Origin of the sequence: Amycolatopsis sp. 195334CR, from assembly GCF_017309385.1 — a bacterium.
Classification (GTDB): domain Bacteria; phylum Actinomycetota; class Actinomycetes; order Mycobacteriales; family Pseudonocardiaceae; genus Amycolatopsis.
The window spans coordinates 2,513,845-2,530,409 of record NZ_JAFJMJ010000002.1 but is presented as its reverse complement, the minus strand read 5'-3'; the positions used below and the strand labels follow the sequence as shown (position 1 = coordinate 2,530,409).

Annotated in this window: 19 protein-coding genes; 4 read left to right on the top strand and 15 right to left on the bottom strand. The window is 69.2% G+C overall.

Features of this window, described 5'->3' with window-relative positions; genetic code table 11:
• Positions 1-14 precede the first annotated feature (14 nt).
• The 3 genes from JYK18_RS34575 to JYK18_RS34565 all read right to left on the bottom strand — a co-directional run bounded on the left by JYK18_RS34575 (position 15) and on the right by JYK18_RS34565 (position 2,776).
• Positions 15-269: a hypothetical protein gene (locus tag JYK18_RS34575; protein ID WP_206807592.1), complete on the bottom strand. Its 255-nt coding sequence runs from the start codon at positions 267-269 to the stop codon at positions 15-17.
• 795 nt (positions 270-1,064) lie between these two features.
• Entirely contained in the window at positions 1,065-2,108 is a 1,044-nt protein-coding gene (locus JYK18_RS34570; RefSeq protein ID WP_206807591.1) for a hypothetical protein, read from the bottom strand.
• 254 nt (positions 2,109-2,362) lie between these two features.
• On the bottom strand, positions 2,363-2,776 hold the full coding sequence (locus JYK18_RS34565; protein WP_206807590.1) for a hypothetical protein: 414 nt from the start codon (positions 2,774-2,776) through the stop codon (positions 2,363-2,365).
• Between the two features lie 179 nt (positions 2,777-2,955).
• On the opposite strand from JYK18_RS34565, the gene JYK18_RS34560 reads away from it, so the two are divergent.
• A complete protein-coding gene (locus JYK18_RS34560; RefSeq protein WP_206807589.1) occupies positions 2,956-3,819 on the top strand; it encodes a hypothetical protein in 864 nt (287 codons plus the stop codon).
• On the top strand, positions 3,816-4,964 hold the full coding sequence (locus JYK18_RS47125; protein WP_242582389.1) for a Crp/Fnr family transcriptional regulator: 1,149 nt from the start codon (positions 3,816-3,818) through the stop codon (positions 4,962-4,964). The genes JYK18_RS34560 and JYK18_RS47125 overlap by 4 nt, the downstream gene beginning before the upstream one ends.
• A 159-nt stretch (positions 4,965-5,123) precedes the next feature.
• Here JYK18_RS47125 and JYK18_RS34550 read toward each other — a convergent pair whose 3' ends face one another.
• From JYK18_RS34550 to JYK18_RS34510, 10 genes are all read right to left on the bottom strand, one after another.
• On the bottom strand, positions 5,124-5,486 hold the full coding sequence (locus JYK18_RS34550) for a hypothetical protein (RefSeq protein WP_206807588.1): 363 nt from the start codon (positions 5,484-5,486) through the stop codon (positions 5,124-5,126).
• 86 nt (positions 5,487-5,572) lie between these two features.
• On the bottom strand, positions 5,573-6,439 hold the full coding sequence (locus tag JYK18_RS34545) for a hypothetical protein (protein WP_206807587.1): 867 nt from the start codon (positions 6,437-6,439) through the stop codon (positions 5,573-5,575).
• A gap of 245 nt (positions 6,440-6,684) precedes the next feature.
• Positions 6,685-7,008, bottom strand: a complete 324-nt coding sequence (locus JYK18_RS34540) for a hypothetical protein (RefSeq protein WP_206807586.1) — start codon at positions 7,006-7,008, stop codon at positions 6,685-6,687.
• Positions 7,009-8,491: 1,483 nt separating this feature from the next.
• Entirely contained in the window at positions 8,492-9,628 is a 1,137-nt protein-coding gene (locus tag JYK18_RS34535) for a hypothetical protein (protein WP_206807585.1), read from the bottom strand.
• On the bottom strand, positions 9,625-10,179 hold the full coding sequence (locus tag JYK18_RS34530) for a sigma-70 family RNA polymerase sigma factor (RefSeq protein WP_206807584.1): 555 nt from the start codon (positions 10,177-10,179) through the stop codon (positions 9,625-9,627). The genes JYK18_RS34535 and JYK18_RS34530 overlap by 4 nt, the downstream gene beginning before the upstream one ends.
• Positions 10,176-10,415 (bottom strand): hypothetical protein, encoded by a 240-nt coding sequence (locus JYK18_RS34525; protein WP_206807583.1) that lies wholly within the window; start codon positions 10,413-10,415, stop codon positions 10,176-10,178. Before JYK18_RS34525 ends, JYK18_RS34530 begins: the two co-directional genes overlap by 4 nt.
• A gap of 192 nt (positions 10,416-10,607) precedes the next feature.
• Positions 10,608-10,748, bottom strand: coding sequence for a hypothetical protein (locus JYK18_RS34520; RefSeq protein WP_206807582.1), 141 nt, complete (start codon positions 10,746-10,748; stop codon positions 10,608-10,610).
• 238 nt (positions 10,749-10,986) lie between these two features.
• Positions 10,987-11,121 (bottom strand): hypothetical protein, encoded by a 135-nt coding sequence (locus tag JYK18_RS47725; protein ID WP_277992313.1) that lies wholly within the window; start codon positions 11,119-11,121, stop codon positions 10,987-10,989.
• Positions 11,122-11,904: 783 nt separating this feature from the next.
• A complete protein-coding gene (locus JYK18_RS34515) occupies positions 11,905-12,546 on the bottom strand; it encodes a histone deacetylase (protein ID WP_206807581.1) in 642 nt (213 codons plus the stop codon).
• On the bottom strand, positions 12,543-12,707 hold the full coding sequence (locus JYK18_RS34510; RefSeq protein WP_206807580.1) for a hypothetical protein: 165 nt from the start codon (positions 12,705-12,707) through the stop codon (positions 12,543-12,545). The genes JYK18_RS34515 and JYK18_RS34510 overlap by 4 nt, the downstream gene beginning before the upstream one ends.
• A 265-nt stretch (positions 12,708-12,972) precedes the next feature.
• Here JYK18_RS34510 and JYK18_RS34505 point away from each other — a divergent pair, with 265 nt between their 5' ends.
• Complete coding sequence (locus JYK18_RS34505; RefSeq protein WP_206807579.1) at positions 12,973-13,716, top strand: hypothetical protein; 744 nt, start codon at positions 12,973-12,975, stop codon at positions 13,714-13,716.
• A 504-nt stretch (positions 13,717-14,220) separates the two neighbouring features.
• Here JYK18_RS34505 and JYK18_RS34500 read toward each other — a convergent pair.
• Complete coding sequence (locus JYK18_RS34500; RefSeq protein ID WP_206807578.1) at positions 14,221-14,424, bottom strand: hypothetical protein; 204 nt, start codon at positions 14,422-14,424, stop codon at positions 14,221-14,223.
• Between the two features lie 311 nt (positions 14,425-14,735).
• Complete coding sequence (locus tag JYK18_RS34495; protein ID WP_307796186.1) at positions 14,736-15,068, bottom strand: hypothetical protein; 333 nt, start codon at positions 15,066-15,068, stop codon at positions 14,736-14,738.
• A gap of 481 nt (positions 15,069-15,549) precedes the next feature.
• Here JYK18_RS34495 and JYK18_RS34490 point away from each other — a divergent pair, with 481 nt between their 5' ends.
• Entirely contained in the window at positions 15,550-16,539 is a 990-nt protein-coding gene (locus tag JYK18_RS34490; protein WP_206807577.1) for a helix-turn-helix transcriptional regulator, read from the top strand.
• Positions 16,540-16,565 lie beyond the last annotated feature (26 nt).

The following is a 16,565-nucleotide window of genomic DNA, read 5'->3' as shown; positions in this document are numbered from 1 at the left end:
GACAACCTGCCCGGTCAGGCCCCGGCCGGAAGGACCGGCGGGAACCCGGAGAAGGAGAGCCTGGTGCGGGAGGTCGTGGCGGCCGCGAGGCCGCTGAGGGTCACCGTGATGCCCACGGCGTAGGCGGGGTCGAACTCCAGCAGCAGCAGGGTGATGAGCAGCCCGGCGTTCAGGATGAACACCGCGAGGTAGTGGACCAGCCAGGCCCAGCTGCGGCGCGAGGTGCCACAGGCGCCCGGACGCGGGGAAGAGGAAGCACTAGACATCATCGAAAAGCCTCATTTTCAATTCTGACTTGATCATTCTGAATCTTGATCATGTGGAGCTGGGACCCGAGCGCGTCACGCTCCGATTCGCCGTCGGAAACACCGCGTGCCGCTTGCTGACCATCTTCCCCAACTGCCCCACGCGCCGCCGCACTTTTTGGCCGCGGTTTGGCCGCGCTCGGTCGGCCGCGTGTCCGACGGGGCCGGTTTTGGCCGTTGACCGGACATCAACAGCCGGTCAATCCCGAAACGGGCCAGTTCACAGGCCCGCGTCCGAGATTGTCCCGGATCGTCCAAACTTGATCGTGATCTCTTAATAAGTGACCGGGGCGAGCCGACTATTGAAAATGCACTGATTACCAACGAAGTGCAGGGAGCGCCTCCAGTTTCTGGCTGTGGTAGCTCGGACCCGACCGGCCCTGTTCGCCGCAGGACCTGGTCACCTCGCCGACCGGCGGGTTCAGTGATCAGCGGCGGACGCCGTGCGGACTCCAGGTGGTCGGAATCCATCTGGCACCGGCGGCGCCGTCGCTGACCTCCTTCACCAGCCAAGCAGCACCGCAGTGCGGTGGGAACCCCGCTGCCCTACCTAGGACGAACGCGGCCGCCTGCGGTCGTTCGATTCTGTAGGCCGCGGAGCTTCATGGTGCTTCGGTGGTTTCGCCGCCCAGGGCGCGCCGGGTAGCCCGATTCAGCCTTATCAGGGCACGGTGATCGACGTACTCGTCCGGGTCGACCTATTCGGCCGCTGGTGCCCGAGAAGGACGGGACGAGCCGGCCACGTGCGGTGTGGGGCTGCTATGCCTGGGTAGGGGCGCCGCCCTCGGGGTCGAGGTGGCCCAGCGGTACTCCGTGCGCGTCGATGCGGAAGGGGGTGTCGAGACCGTGGCGTTCCCACCGCAGCCCGTGGCTGTCCAGGAAGCGCACCACGACGGTGTACTGCGACGGCACGATCGGTGTGGCTGCGGGCACCACGCCAGCCTGATTCCTGCCTTCGCCGATGCGCGGCTCGACGACGTCGCTGCCCTTGACGGTCACCGGCGCCGTTGGCTCGCCGAACCCTCCGCGCACCGGATACAGCGGACGATGAGGTGCTCCGCAGATCTCGGTCACCTGCAGCTGAAAGATCGGTTCAGCGCTGTGGTTCGCGACCACCACCCGCGCCGAGGTGCGGTGCTCACCTGCCGCCTGCACCTCAGCCTCAACGAGTCGGGCCTGAGCCATTTCCCGATCGGCACGGTCAGCCTCCGCGACCTGCGCCGCGCGCCGCGCCGCATCGGCCGAGGCCTGCGCGGCCAGGGCTGATTCGCGTGCCAGCGGCACCATCGTCTCGGCCGCCGACGCCGAGGTTTCACCGGCAGTGGCCGAACGCTGCGCAGCGCCAGCCGAGCGCTGTGCGGCAAGGGTCGATGCCTGTGCCACGGGCAGGGCCGCCTCGGCCGTGGTCGCCGACCGCTCCGCCGCATTCGCCGAGCGGACGGACGCGCGCCACGCCAGGCCAGCGATGATCGCGGCTGCGAGCGCGATCCAATCCCCGGCCCCGAAACCGGCCAGCCACGCGAACAGCTTCACGACCTCGTTCCGAAGGGCCTCATGAATGACCTGCACCAGCAGTAGCCTGCCGTATTCCGTCCTGTCACCAGAGCCCACCCGGTGGTCGCCACGGTCGGAAGCGGGGCGAGCCGAATCCGCTGCACGAACCCGCCGCCGACGCGCAGGGCCGGGCTGGACCGCGAGCACCAGCCCAAACCCACCGACACCCGCGCCCGCACCTAGGAGCAGATCGACCTGCTGATCACCGACAAGCGCCAGTCCCCTGGAGGACCGGACGTCACCGGCCACACCGACTTCCCCGGAGCCAGAGTCCGCAGAGCTTCTGATTCATTTTCAGTAGGAAGGTACGCGCGGCCCTGGGTGAGGGCGGGCTGAAGGTCCTCATCGAAGTGATCTCCTTGGCAGCCGCGAAGATGGCCACTGGCGGCTGAGTCGCCACCGCCCCAGCTGGTCAGGTGCAGGCGCAGCCACCAGGGTGAACCGGCGGTTCGCCGGGTCTCTCCAGAACCGGGGTGCCGCGGTCCACACCAGCGGCGTCTCAACTACCTGTCACTCGTTTCATTGAGGTCGGCATCGAGCTGTTGGATGGCGGCGTGCCGCTCACCGCGGTTGGCACGCCGGGTTCGGCGGCGGTGCAGCCGCAGGCCGCCGCAGGCCAGTCCGCTGAGGCCGAGCACGCTCCCTACCACGATGCGGACGGCTCCGCTGCCGGCCGCGTTCCGGACCAGCGGTCCCAGCGCACCGGTGACCATGCCGACGATGACCACCACGGCCGTCAGCACCAGTGTCAGCGCGATCAGCACGTCCCTGCGGAAATGGCCGTCGCTGCCCCAGCAACCGAGGACGCTACTCCACGGCAATGCGGCCGGGGGCAGCTCCGGCGTGGAAGGCCACGGTGTCGGAGTCTGCACGTCGTTGACCTCGGCTCGGCGGGCTCTGTTCTCGCGGTTGTTCACGTTCGTGCTCTAGGGGGAAAGTCGCTGGCCAGCCCACGAATAATTTCCTGGAAGAAAGTCGTGGGGTGATCGAGGAACGGGGGCCTAGAAAGTTCGTGAACGGCTTCGGCACGATCCGAGGAACGAGGATCGGGGGCACGTGGAGGTGCTCTGACTGAAGTCGTCCCTACAGCGAGGAGATGCAGGTGCCAGAGGCCGGGCAGTCCGCAGGCGGTCAGCCGCTGCGGCGCCCGGGCACGCGCCTACAACCCGAGGCAGGTACCGCCGAGTTCTTCGCCTTCGTGGGCGAGGCGCTAGAGCAGTTCGACTCCTGGGGCGAGACCACCGACGCGGAGACGCAGGAGGCTGATCGTGCCCGAGCCCGCTTGGCCCGCCTCGGCGACGACGCCGAACTTTTCGAACGTCTCGCCGCGCAAAATTTCGCCGGTCCCGAGTACGAGCTGTTCCGCGCCGAACTGGCCTCTTACGCCCTTCCGGTCCTGCGCTCGTTCATCAGGCGCAAGGTGATCTATCCGATGTGCCGTCGTGCCCACCGCCCGGTAGCCGCGACCGACGCGATGCGCGAGCGCCTGGCCCACGACGTCAACGACCGGCTCGAACTGGCGCTCGAGACCGTCGCACGCGGTCTGCGGCTGTTCGAACGTTACGCCTTGCTCGGCCGGCGCTGGTCCCCGGAACACGGGGCGTCGTTGAAGACGTTCTTCGTCGGCGCGTGCGTGCGCAGCTTTTCCGCCGCGTTCCGATGCTGGGCCGCCGAGCACGAACCTCATGGCGTTCGAGTGCTGCCGATGGACACGGTCCCGGACTGCGGGGCTCATGACGATCCCGCCGAGAACATCGTGAGCATGCAGCGGGTCAACGATCACCTCAACGGAATGAAACCCCTCGTCCGCCAAGTAGCCGCACGGGTGGCACTGTTCGCCGAAACCTTCGAAGAAGCCGGCCGGGCGCACGGGCTCTCCGCCCGCGCCGTCGAAGGTCACCTATACCGGCACCGCAAGGAAGCCCACCGCCGCGGCAAGAGGAAGCGAGGCGGAGCATGACCGACAAGTTCCACCAGCACGACATCGGCGAGCAGCGTCGCCTCGAGGAAACTGTGCTCCACCTCCACAGCCTCATCGAGCGACTGGCAGCGCACAATGACCGCCTCTGGCACGACACGCCGGAGATGAAGGCGCTGGTCGTGCTGCGCAACAAGATCGCTTACCGGGGCGCGGACCAGTCGACACCAGCGGAGCTGCGCGCTGCCGTAGAGCGAATGACCGATTTTCTGCAGCTGCTCGAGAGGTCTTCGCTCGGTACCCCTGCCTCGCACCGGATCCGGCGCCTGACCTCCGCCCGCGATGTCGCCGCCATCCTCACCCGAGCTGGCCGGCCTCCTGGCGAGCCGGCGACCGCCGACCAGCTGACAGCGCCGTCACAAGCCCGCCGCGCGGCTGAAGACCCACGGAGTTTCACCGCTGAGACGGGGGAGCGCGGCGCTCCCAACGGTGACGCTGCCACCATGCCAGACCAGGAGGCGCTGCTGGCCCACCTCACCGACGCCGATCGCGAGTATCTGCTCGCGCGGGGCACGCGGCGCCCGTTCCGCGCCGACGAGGTTGTGATCGAGGAGGGCGGCGCCCCGTCCGACCATGTCCACGTGCTGGTCTCCGGCCGTGTGCGCATTTCCTCGATCGGCGAGGACGGCCACGAGGTGCTCATCGGGCTACGCGGTCCCGGCGAGATGCTGGACGACCCGGCCGCCACCACCGGGCACCCACGGACGGCGTCGGTACGCGCGATCGAACCGTGCACCGTCCTACAGCTAACCGGCGCCGAGTTCGCCGAGGCCCTGCGCACCCGGCCCGCCATCGCCATCGCCATCGCCAAGACGGTCGCCGCGCGGCTGCGTGCCGCCCAGTCAGCACGAATTGGCTACGCAGGCCGCCGCGTGGCCATGTGCCTGACCCAGCTGGCCGAGAAGCACGGCCGGACCGTGCCGGACGGCGTGATCATCGAGGCCGCGCGCTTGCAAACCGAAATCGCCGCGCAGGCCGGTGTGGCGCAGCGGACCGTCGCGCGGACGCTGAGAACGTGGCGCACGCAAGGCATCGTCGCGACCAGCCGCCGCCGGATCCTCGTGCGCAGCATGGACGAGCTGCGCGCACTCGCTCGTTCTGAGCCAAACGCGGGAGCAACACGGTGATCTCCTGAACCCATGATCCGGCGTCGTTGTCGGCGCTTCCGGCAAGACGGGACGTCTGCGCGCACTTCGTTCACCAGCTGGGGCTCGATCCCCAACTCTGGTGCGCACGGGGCGGACCGGTGCGCCGGCCCGGTTGTCGGCGCCGAGCGCGCCGTGGGTTCACCGCGGCGAATCCTGCTGGGCGGCTTCGCGGGCGATCTCGGCGTCGCACGGGGCCTGGTGGCGGGTGCCGTGGTGGCCGGAGCCAACGCACCAGTGCAGGCCGGTGAAAGTCACCCCGCCGGGCTGGTGGGCCAGCACCGCCAGGCCGCGGGCCAGAGCGGCGAAGGTCGGGGCGCAGTGCTTGCCGCCGTAGAGCAGGTCGTCGCCGTGCGCGGCGATGGTGTCGGCGAACTCGGCCGCCAAGCGCTGGTGCTCGTCGTCGGGCAGGTGCGCGACGTCGTGAAGCGCGGTCAGCACGGCGACGGGCAGCGCCGCTTCCAGCACGGGGTGGTCGGCGAACGGGTCGCGGGGTACAGGCATCGTGCGTGGGTCCTTCCGTGATGGCAGGTCGGCGTGGGCGCCGGCAGGTCACCGCGCCCACGCCGCGCTCGGGCACCTTGCTCGGGTCAGCGACGACAGATGCGGGCCAGCTGCTGCAGGCAGCGGATGCGCCCGGCCCAGTACCAGGCGATGGGCTGCTCGTCGGCGGTGCCGTAGAGCCGGATACGCAGCGGCGCGGGCCGGCCGTGCTGCGGCTTGGTCCAGGTCTGCACCCGGACCGGGCTCTCGGAGTCCGGGGACGGAACGCCGTGGCTGTCGCAGGGCCGGTCGTCGGTCAGGGTGAAGCCGTAGTTCCGCAGGACAGCGGTCGCCTCCTGCCAGTCCAGGTCGTCGGTGGCGGCGGCGTCCGTGCGCCGGGGCCACTGGAACGGCACGGCGAGCGGCCCGGGGGTGTCGCGCGCGGTGACCGCCGCCTTGACCTCGAAGGTCTCGTGCAGAGGTCCTCGGCTGCTGAGCGTGGCCGCGGCCAGGGACAGCGGGCTGGTGAACCACAGGTGCAGCACGTGCCCGCCGCAGGAGAAGATCCGCAGCCAACCACGCGGTGTGTCGGGGCTGTGGGCGGCGGCGTCGAGGTCAGCGACCGCGCCCGGCTGTTCAGCCCAGCCGTGTCGGCCCAGGTCGTAGCCGATGTCGGGGTAGGCCATGTCGCGGGCGTCCAGGTCGGTGTAGCCGTCGGCGCGGCGGGCCAGGTTCTGCGCGGTGGCCAGGGTTCCGGTGACGGCGGTCAGCACCGCGTTGGCCGTCGGTGGCGGTGCTGCGGCGAGCAGGGTCGGCAGGTCGTCGACGGCGGCCAGCAGGGTGGAGCGCAGGTGGTGCGCCGCGGTGGACAGGTCCTCGATGGCCTCCGCGCGGCCGTGTGCCAGGGCGTTGGCGGTGTCGAGGTCGGCTTGGAGCCGGTCACGATCGGGGGGCGTGGCCGAGGTGGTGGTCATGTGGGGTCTCCGGTGCTCTGGGCGGGACGCGAGCGCGCGCGCAGGAGCGCGCCACCCGCCCGCGGTCTGCTCGCGGGGACCGCGACCGCGGGCGGGTGGTGTGCTTGGCTGTGCGCGTCGCGTGCCCGTCCGGTGCGGGCGGAACCCGGACTGCGGTCTCGCCGCCGCAGTGGCTGGCAGGCCGCGGCCCTGATGCCTTCGCGGTCGGTCCCGGCAACGACGAGTTGTCCGGGACCGGCGGTGGATCACGCGGGCGGTTGGAGCGGCGGCGTCGAAGTGGCGGTCACGACCGGGTCGAAGGCTTCGGCCGCGTGGCGGGATGCGCCCCGGATGCGTTCGGCAAGCGCGTCGTGCTCCAGGCGGGCCGCGTCGGCGGGTAGCACGGCCCAGTGATCCACCGCCGAGTCGGCGTTCCAGAGTGTGTGGACCGAAGGGCGTTCCTCCAGCGCGTGCAGCTGCAACGGCTTGCCCGGAAGGACTATCAGGACCGCAGGTGTCAGGTGGTGGTAGGGGAGGTCGGCGACCGGGAGTATGGACTCCTCGGCTCCGTTGGCCAGGCCCAGCTCCATGTAGCTCGCCGAGCCGGTCGCCGGCCACCTCGGTGTCACCGAGGCTGTGACACCGTCACAGCCTCTCGCTCTGGCTGTGACACCCCGAAAACCGGTCCTGACCTGCTATATCAGGATCGTGTGACGGCAACCGGTTGTGACGGCAACCCCGTGACAACCACGCCCCACGCGGGCTCCGGACCCCCGTGCCCGAGTCGTCCGTGGGGGCCCGTGTGTGTCCGCCGCCACCGCGGCGGAAACGGGCGCCGGGAACGTTTCCGGAAGCCCGATTAACTCGAATGCACTAGTGTGCGTAAAAGTACGCCGAGAAATTACGTGCGCGACCTGCGGTTATTCGCCGTTTAACAGATGCGTGGATGGAGGTGCCCCGGCTTTGGGGGTATCTTCCCTCGCAAGGCAGAGCGCGGCCTGTTCGGCTGTCCAGCGCTGTTCACCATCTCGGCAGGGGATCGGGATGGCGGATGCGTATGCCGCCTCCGATCTGGAGGTGTTCATGGACAGTGGCGATCGCGGTTCTGCCCAGCCTTCGGACTCGTCCGGAGACGACCCCGAAGTTCCCCCGGAAACACCGGGGGAGGGGCCTGCCAGGTGGACGCGCCTTCTTGAGGGTGTGGGCAACCTGGCGTCGGCTACGACGGTGCTGGCGTGCCTGAACGGCACGGCGGCCCTGGCATGGAGTGCCGGGGCCGCCGCTGTTGCCGGATATCTGGGAGTGGTGATCATTGGCGTGGCCCACTCCCGACGTAAGTGATCAGCGCACCACGTACGTGGTGACCTGATCACCAGGGCCGGTTCCTGGCACCCAGCCAGGGGCCGGCCCGTGTCGTCTCCGAGCTCTTCCGCGCGAAACGTTAAAACACGCGGATGTCAAAGCCCGTTCGAAGACACTGTGCGACTTTTCCCCAACTCTGTCAATCACGATCTTCACTCGCCGGGGTGAACCGTTCGCTCGTGGATTGAGCGGGAAGCGCGAAAAGGCGCGGACGAATGTTACCCACTGTCGCCTTCGTCACCGGTTCGAGTGTCACGCGGGCAGGCGCACACGTACGCAAGGTGTGGAAGCCTCTACTGCGGTGAACAGGCGACCCGTTGAAAGTGGAACGTTCACACCGAGTCGGTTTGCGTGCACGGATCCAGCAGTTGACCACGCTCGCCAGAGCACCGGGCCGGACGTAGTAACGCCACTGCCGGAGCGATCAGCCACCACCACACGTAACCCATTTGGCCTAGCGGCGCCTGCCGAGTGGGTCGGAAGCCGCGGCTCGCGACATCCACGCTGCCCGGGGTACCCCGCGCGCACGGCCCCCTGAGGTCCCGGCTGAACGCGGCGGGCAGGACCGGCGCCGCGACGCTGTTCGAGGCCGGGCAGGTGGACGCCGCCGCACTGGAGAGCAAGGCGAACCAGTGGGTCACGGCTTCAGCCCATGGCGGCGCTCCAGCAGCTGGCCGGTGTAGAACTCCGCTGGTGCCCGCGGGGCCTGTGTCAAACCGGGGTGTTGGTGGTGCGGTCGATGTCGACGCCTCCTCGGCGGATCTCGTAGAGGCCCGGTTCGAGCTTGATCGAGTCCCGACGGATCCGGTGGTGCCACTCGGGTGGCCAGCTTGTCGCGTCTGACCAGCGCAGGCCCGCCAGGGGGATCCCGCGGAGGTCCATCTGGCTGAGGTCGGCACCGCTGACGTTCGTCGCCGCCTCCACCAGCCGTCCCGCCGCTTCTTTCAAGCCGACGCGGCGGGCGCGGTTGCTCTCGCGGTCGGGGACGGCGAGGCCGCGGCCGCCTGCGCGGTCGAGGGCGCGGGCGAGGGTGCGGGCGAGGCCGCGGCCGCCTGCGCGGTCGAGGGCGCGGCCGCCTGCGCGGTCGAGGGCGCGGTCGAGGGCGCGGTCGAGGGCGATGGAGAGGACGCGGGCGTGGGCGTGGGCGAGGTCGATGGCGTGGTCGCGGGCGTCGGCAAGGTCAAGGTCGATGTTGCGGGCGCGGTCGAGGGCCCGGTCGAGGTCGCCGAGGAGGTCGAGGGCCCGGTCGAGGTCGCCGAGGAGGTCGCGGGCGCGGTCGAGGTCGCCGTCGCCGTCGCGGGCGCGGTCGCGGTCGCGGTCGCGGTCGATGGCGAGGGCGTGGGCGAGGTCGAGGGCGAGGGCGTGGGCGAGGTCGCCGGCGAAGGCGCGGGCGAGGTCGGGGTCGGGATCGGGGTCGAGGGTGCGATCAAGGCTGCGGGTGAGGCCTTGGGCGTGGAGGGCGAGTCGCGTGGTGAGGTGGACGTCGATCAGTTCCTGGATGGGGAGCCAGGTGCGTGCGGCGAGGCGCGCGTGGGGTGGGAGTGCGGTGAAGTCCTCGGCGAACGCGCCTAGCGCGGTTTGCGTGGGGTCACCGGTTGGCTGGGAAGTTGCCCGCTCGGCGGCGGGCGCTGTGGAGCGCCGGGTGGGGAGGATGTGCTCAAGCCCGGTGTCGAGGTCCAGTACGTCGTCAAGGTCGCGGGTGAGGACGCGCTGCAGGCTGGGGAGCATGGCGTCGGCGAGGCCGGCGTTGAGGTCGAGGGCGTCGTCGAGGGTGTGGTCCAGCGAAGCCATTCCGGTGGCCAGCCACTGGTCGAGCCTGCGCTCGGCGTGTGTGTCGTCGTGGGTCATTGGTCGCCGTCCTTTCTGGCGAGCCAGGAGCTGAGGGCTCGGCGGGCTGACAGCAGGCTCTGGCGGACGGTGCCGGGGGTCATGCGCAGTTCGTCGGCGATCTCGGTGGGGGTGAAGCCGAAGATGGTCCAGGCCATGACTTGTCGTTGCCGTGGCGGCAGCCTGTCCAGGGCGCGGGCGATGTCGTGGTGCCGCTCCCAGAGCGCGGCGTCGGTGGCGCGCAGCAGCGGGCTGGGCTCGGGAGGCTCGGCGACCGGGGTCTCGCGGGCGTCGAGCCTGTGGCGGACCAAGGCGCGGGAGGCCACCCGGTGGGCCCAGGCGCGGGGGTACTCGATGGCATGCCAGCCCTGGTAGGCCTTGGCCATCGTGTCCTGGGCGATGTCGGCGGCCTCGGCGAGGGCTGCGCCTTGTGCGATCAGGAAGGCGACCAGCTGTCTGGTGGTCGCGCGGTAGAACGCCGTGAACTCCGTGTCCCGCGCCGTGTCGGGTTGGGCCCCGGCGGCTCCCGCCTGGGTGGCGGCGGGTGTGTCGGGTGGCTCGGGGGCGCTCATCGTCGTCCAGTGTGGGGCTCGGGGGCGGTGCTGACCCGCATGTGGAGGCGGCTGCCATCATCGCGGAGGTCCTCGATGTCGACCACCCCATCGGCGGGTAGGCGGGATGTCAGGGTGCGGAGGGTGTCCTGCCGCCGCTGGTCGCGCAGCGCCTGCCACCGCAACCGCAGCGCCAAGCCGGCCAACGCGATCAGCGGTGGGCCAAGCACACTCACCATCGTCAGGATCTGGGCCATCATCGCCTCGCTGCGGTCGGGGGTGGTGGGGCGGGTTCGTGTGGTTGAGAGCCTCTGGCGGCCGCCACCGTCAACACAGCTGCCGACCAACACCCGATCGGATCAACCCGCTAACTAAGGCGTTCGGCCTGCACAACACCTGTTGTGGTCGTTACGAGCCGCCCCAATAGTCGCTGAGCTGCGAATACTCTGCTATTGAGTCCACTTCAGACTGGCTGCCCCAAGAGAACGGCCGATGTGCAGCCGCGCTCCGTTGAAGAGCCGGTGCTGGGCCGCGGCGAAACGTTCCGGATCGACCCGGGTCACCGCGAACAGCTCGATCGGCTCGCTCATCTGGCCAGTATGGCTCGCTCCGACGGCCTGGCCCAGCGTCGCGTGGGTGGTGACATCGAGGTGGTAACGCGCCTGCGGAATCAGCGCGACCTCGCACGGAAGACCTGAATTCAGGCTGCTCAACGTGGTGACACGGCCGCTTGATCAATCGCCGCGTGATCAACGAAGAGCATCAGGAATGCCTGAACTGCGACGGATCCGGCAGCGACAGCCTGGCGGGGGACGAGTGCGGTACCTGTCAGGGAACCGGGATGGTCGCCGCGATGACCCCGCTGCGGGGGCCGAGCGCCGTGGCCGGCGCTATCCGGCCGGAGCCCGACATCGCGTGCGGCTGCACCGGCCCGGTTCCGGCCGCGCCGTCGAAGAGCCGCACGGGGCGACGGCCATGGAATCCCCGTGCGACGAGCAGGCACTGTAACCGGCCCGCGGCGCTCGGCCCGGCACAGGGCCTTCACCGCCTCGCGTCGCCAGCCAGCGCGGCCACGACGCGACACGCAACCCAGAACTACACCCCGTGACCGCTGCTGTGCGGTGCGCGCTCGCGGAAGAGGAATGAAGCGGAAAGAAGCGGAAAGAATTGATTCTGTGAGCTTCCGGTGGCCCTTCTCGGGGCTTTTCTAGGGCCCTTTCGGGGCGTTCTGGGGTGTCGTGGGTCATCTTGGGCTGTTCTGGGCTCTGACTAGGTCAGACACGCGCGACACGCCACCAGTTAGGCCTCGGGCCCGAAGACACCCCTACATGTAGTCTCTGGTCACCGTGGCGCGTGAGTCGCGGCCAATTCTGAGGAATGATCAAGTGGGGAGGCGATCAAACACATGTTCGCGAGTTATGGCGATTGGAGGGAGGTGAATCGGATGAACGTTCCGAGACGGAACTGGAAGCATGAGCTGCAGGACCAGGTCAGTAAGTGGGTCGGCCCTGCAGCTCACGTTCTGTACACGCTGTGGCGCTGGTGGAACGAGCGCTGACCTCGCGGTCGCGTGCGCGGCGCTGGTGACGCCGCCACGGTCTCAGCTGCAACTGAGACCTCCAGCCGGTGGTGTCACCGGCGTCGCCGCAGACGACTGTAACCCTCCTCGGATCTGAGCTGTAGTACCGCCGCGCCCCGGTGGTGTTCCGGCGATGACCACAGGACTGTCGGCGGGTGCCGGACGTGTCAGTGCAGGTCAAGGGCGGCGATGCCCTCAGCGGTCCAGTGCCCGGCGGCGCCGGGCGCGGTCGCGAGGTAGCCCCCGGCTTGCTGCGGGGTCCAGCCGTGGGTTTCGCGCAGGCCGCCGGCGAGCATGCGCAGGTAGGCCGCCGAGGGCGCGAGCAGTGGCTGGTCGCCGGCGGTCCAGGGGCAGGTGAAGGTCAGCACCGGCGCCAGCTCGTGCCCGTCGTCGGGAACGGGCAGGCGGAGCAGGGTTTCGTAGCGGCCGGGTCCGAGTTCGGCGCGGCCGCCGGTGAGCACGCCGATCAGGTCGAGGTCAGCACCGGGGTCGCGGTACATCTCCTGGGCGGCGACGTCGCTGAACTGGGCGCGGGTGATCAGGTAGGCGCGCATGGCCGCGGTGCCGGGCAGGGCGGGGTCGTAGAAGGCGCGGCCGCCGCCCCAGACCGGGGATTCGGTGGCGAAGAAGATCCCGCCGTCCACCAGCAGCGGGCGGCTCGCGCGCGGTGGGCGCGGGTCGCGGGCGCCGGGGAAGCTGCGCGCGGCGCCGGGCGGGGTGCCGCCGGTGAGGTAGCAGCCGAACCGGGCGGCGTACATGTTCGAGCCGTAGGTGGCGTACCAGACCAGATCGTCGCCGGTGCTGTTCATCGGTGGGTCCTGAGGTACAGCTCGAGCAGCTCGTGCTGGCCGACGGTGTCCAGCAGCACCTCGACCAGCGGCTCGGCGGGCGGGAGTTGCTCGGTGGCCAGCGAGTGCGCGATCGCGGCCACCGCGTGCTCGGGCAGGTCGGCGGCGGCCAGGCCGAGCACAAGGTCGGGGTAGCGGGTGCGGGTGAGCTGGTCGAACAGCGCCGGCCGCTCGGCCGTTGAGGTCGTCGGCTGCGGCGGGCAGCACGTGGGCGCCGAAGCGGGCGCCGCGGCGCAGGTCGGCCGCGGTGGGTCGGCGCGGTGCTGGGGAACTCACGGGGGAGGAGGCCTCCTGCAGCGGCAGGGACTTGCGCCGGGTCTGGACCGGGCGTCCGTGGTTGTAGTCGGTGAGGTAGCCGGTCGGCTCGTGCCAGCCCGAGGACCACGGGTGTTCCTTGACGCCCTGGACGAACCGCTTGAGGTCGTTGACCTCGTCGTCGCGGCGGTCGAGGTTGCCGCCGGCGATGTCGACCAGCAGCACGATCTCGTCGGCGTCGTGCCGCTCGCAGAATCGGATCTCGTGGGCTGCGGCGTAGACGCCGTAGCCGCCGGTGCAGTCCAGCGACATCCGCGCGGCCCGCCCGAAGGCCAGCGCGGGCTCGCGCGCGGTGAAGAAGAACCAGCGCCCGAAGCCCACGGCCGCGCCGCGCCGGACCACGCGCTCGGCATCGTGCCGGGCATCAGGCAGCGCGGCGGACTTGACCACGGCATAGTAGCCGGTGCCGGCCAGCGAGTTGGCGAGCTCATCGGCGCTGACGTCGGGCTGATCCACGATCCGGATCCTCACACGCGGCACCGACAACATCCGGGCAATGACGTGCCGGACGAGGCTGGGGTCACACCGCGGTGTGCGGTGCGAACCGGGGAACTCCCGGGGGTGTGCGCCGCCCGCGAGTGGGAAGCCGAGGTTGACGACCGGCGTGGTGTGCTCGATCCAGGTGGTCGCCTCGGTGACGGTCGCCGGGGTCCGCGCCACCGTGGCCAGACTGATGTCGGTGGGTTCGGCAGCAGTGCCGGATCTCCTCGTTCATCGGTGCCGCTTGCCAGAGTGGCCGGGCGTCCTGAGCGGCACGCCGCCGGCGTCGACCCGGAGGTCGGCAAGCAGGCGTTAGTTCATCGAATAGGGCCTTGAATGTTCACTGGTGGAGGGTTTAGACCAAGTCTGAGCAGCGGAAACACCGTGGTGTAAGAAGCGGGGCCTGCGGCCGCGCGACAGCCCTGACAGCGCCCCCGTTATGGATCTGTGACATTAAGTTGTGGACACACTGCACCTGGGCACCGCTTCTCAGTACAGGCGACCCCTGTGGCGGCTGGCTTCAGCGTACGTGCCCGCGCGCCCCCGTGACCAGCAGGTTCCTGACGGGAGGAACGTTTCCTTGTGACGATGAACGCTCGTAACGAGAAAAAGGATCAGTAACACCGTTCAGCTGCTCGCGACGAGAACATTTTTCACAGTAGTTCCTACTGAAAATACGAAACCAGCAGAATTGACGATATCGACTGCGATGTGTAGTTCTCTCCAGTACGCCCAATCTGGCGTTTTATAGAAATTGGCATTTGAGGTACGATGGAAGATGACGGTTGGGTTCCGCGAAGCGGTGACGCGCCTCGCGGAGCCGTTCTCAACCGGTCAGGACTAGTGGGAGCGACGCAGCCAACGAGCCAGCGCCCGCAGTCCGAGAGCGACGAGCCTGGCGGCGGTTGCCGCCAGGCCGTTGCTGTCGATCAGGAATTCCACCGCGGTGGCTCCGACCTCCAGCAACGTGGCGACGGCCTCTGCGGCCTGCCCTGCACGTTCCCTAGACGGGTCCCTGTTGTCCCTGGCATCCCGATCGCCCATGTCTCCTCCCTCCTCGCCGCGGTGACCGTCTCCGGCTGAAGACTGTCGCCCCGCGCCGAGCTCGGGCGCGGGGATGCCGCGTGAAAGGAGAAGGCGTGGAGATCAGGCTGCCTGTCGAGACTTTACCCTAATAGGACCGGCGAGTACCATTCCCGACCTTTCTTGCCCACTGTGCAACCGGATTATGGAGCGAATTGTTGTCTTGCATTCCGGCATATAAACGCATACTGCGAGGTCAGGATCTGCGGCTACGTCGATGATCATGAAGTCGTTCCATGGAACCGGGCCGGGCCGTCGCGTGCCAAGGGTTGTCACCCTTGCCGCCACCCACGTCCTTGGGCGCGCTTGGCCCGGGGCGAGCCCAAGCCCCTGGGGATCAACACCTGCTGCAGGTCCTTGTCCCAGCGCAGCCCGCGGAAGCTGGTGTGGCGCAGGCGTTGGTCGACGGTGATGTTGCGGTAGGTGACGTCGCAGACCAGCTGCGGGGCGACCCAGTGCGCGCCGCGGGCCCGGTCGCGCGGGACCTCGTCGGCGAACGGGCTGCGCGGGCGCTGCAGCGGGCGTAGCCGTTCGAGCAGGTCGGCGAGCATAGCCTCGGTGAAGCCGGTGCCCACGTCGCCGAGGTAGACCAGCTGGAGAGCCACGCCACGGCGGAGGCCGTTTTTTCAGTTTTCATCGCACTTCGACTGACCGGCGCTTGTCCACCGCCTCGTTGTCTCGGAAGGTAATCCACCACAAGGCGATGACGCGGATGGGACAGGGGACATGGCTGACCAGTTGCTCAGTAGACCGGCGTTGATGCGGTATTGGCGGGTTGAGGTCGCGGGGCTCGGGCAGGACGCGGTGGCCAGGGCGGCCGCGGTGGACAGCCCTACGACGGTCCACAACTGGGAAACTGGCCGCACGGACGGCCCGAGCCTTCGTCAGTTGGGCGCTGTGGATGAGCGGTTCGGCGCCGGTGGCGCGCTGCGTGGCCTGTACTTGGCTTTGCGCACCCCCGACGCGCTGAACCCGGCGGAGAACTGGTGGTGCAACTTCCAGGGTGAGTCCGGACCGTGCTGGGCGTGGCTGCGCGGAGCGGACAACCAGCCTTGCACCGCGCACATCGACGCTGGGCCGTTCAGGGTGGACTACGAGATCCCGGCTGGGACCGGAATGTTCTTGCAGGCATACGCCTTCGCCAGCAACCCGGCGGTGCACGTGCGGATCGACGGCGGCGGTTGGGTCGACTTCGGCTACGGAATCATGCCGACTGGCATCGGGGCCCCGGTGGTGGACGCGGTCGACGTGGCGGTGGTCGGACCGCGGGGCGAGCTCGACCAGGCGCTCGTGGTGGCCTCGAAGTCGTGGCTGCCGCACCGGTTCCGCAGCGAAACAGGGTGGTTCAGCAACCTGAAGAAGCATCTCGGCCACCGGGTCGAGGTGGCCAGAAACGCGTTGTCGGCCGCCGCGAAGGCGCTGGTGTCCACGAAATCCGACGTCAGCTCCTCGCCCGCGTCGCTGGACGAGGTGCCGCGCCACTGGGGCGGCGAACAGTATCAACGGCTGCGAAACGCCCGTGGCCTGAGCTTGCTCGACACCGCCGAACTCGCCTCCGATCTAGATTCCTCGCTGCCGCCGGTCACAAAAGACCACATCCACCGGCTCGAGCGCGGCGCCACGCCGCGCGTTCCTCAGCTGGTGGAGCGCCTTGACGCGGTGCTCGGCGCGGACGGGCGGACGTGCACGGCCGAGGTCACCGACATCCAGAGCGCCGGGCGGTTCACCGAAGTCACCTTTCCGACGTACTGGGTGGGGCCGGTGTGGGTGCAGTTCCTGCGCGCTGGCCAGGCCGAGAACGACAGCGCGACGCTGCTGTGGAGTCCATGGCACAAACGCCTCACCATCAGCGACGGCGTGGTGGTGACCACCCGACGCTCCGAGCCGTCGATGCCGCCGCTGCGAGTCGAACTGGCGTCGGGATGGCGGGTGCACGCCGGCGTTGGCGTGCACCCGCGGGCAGTGGACGTCAACGAGGGCTGGGGACTGATCAGCCGCGAGGTCGGTTTCCCTGTCCTTTCGTACTACTTCTCCGTGGTGGAACAGGCGATGCGCGCGCCGCGTCGCGACAGCTAGAGACCAACCATTCCCTTTCTCAGCCG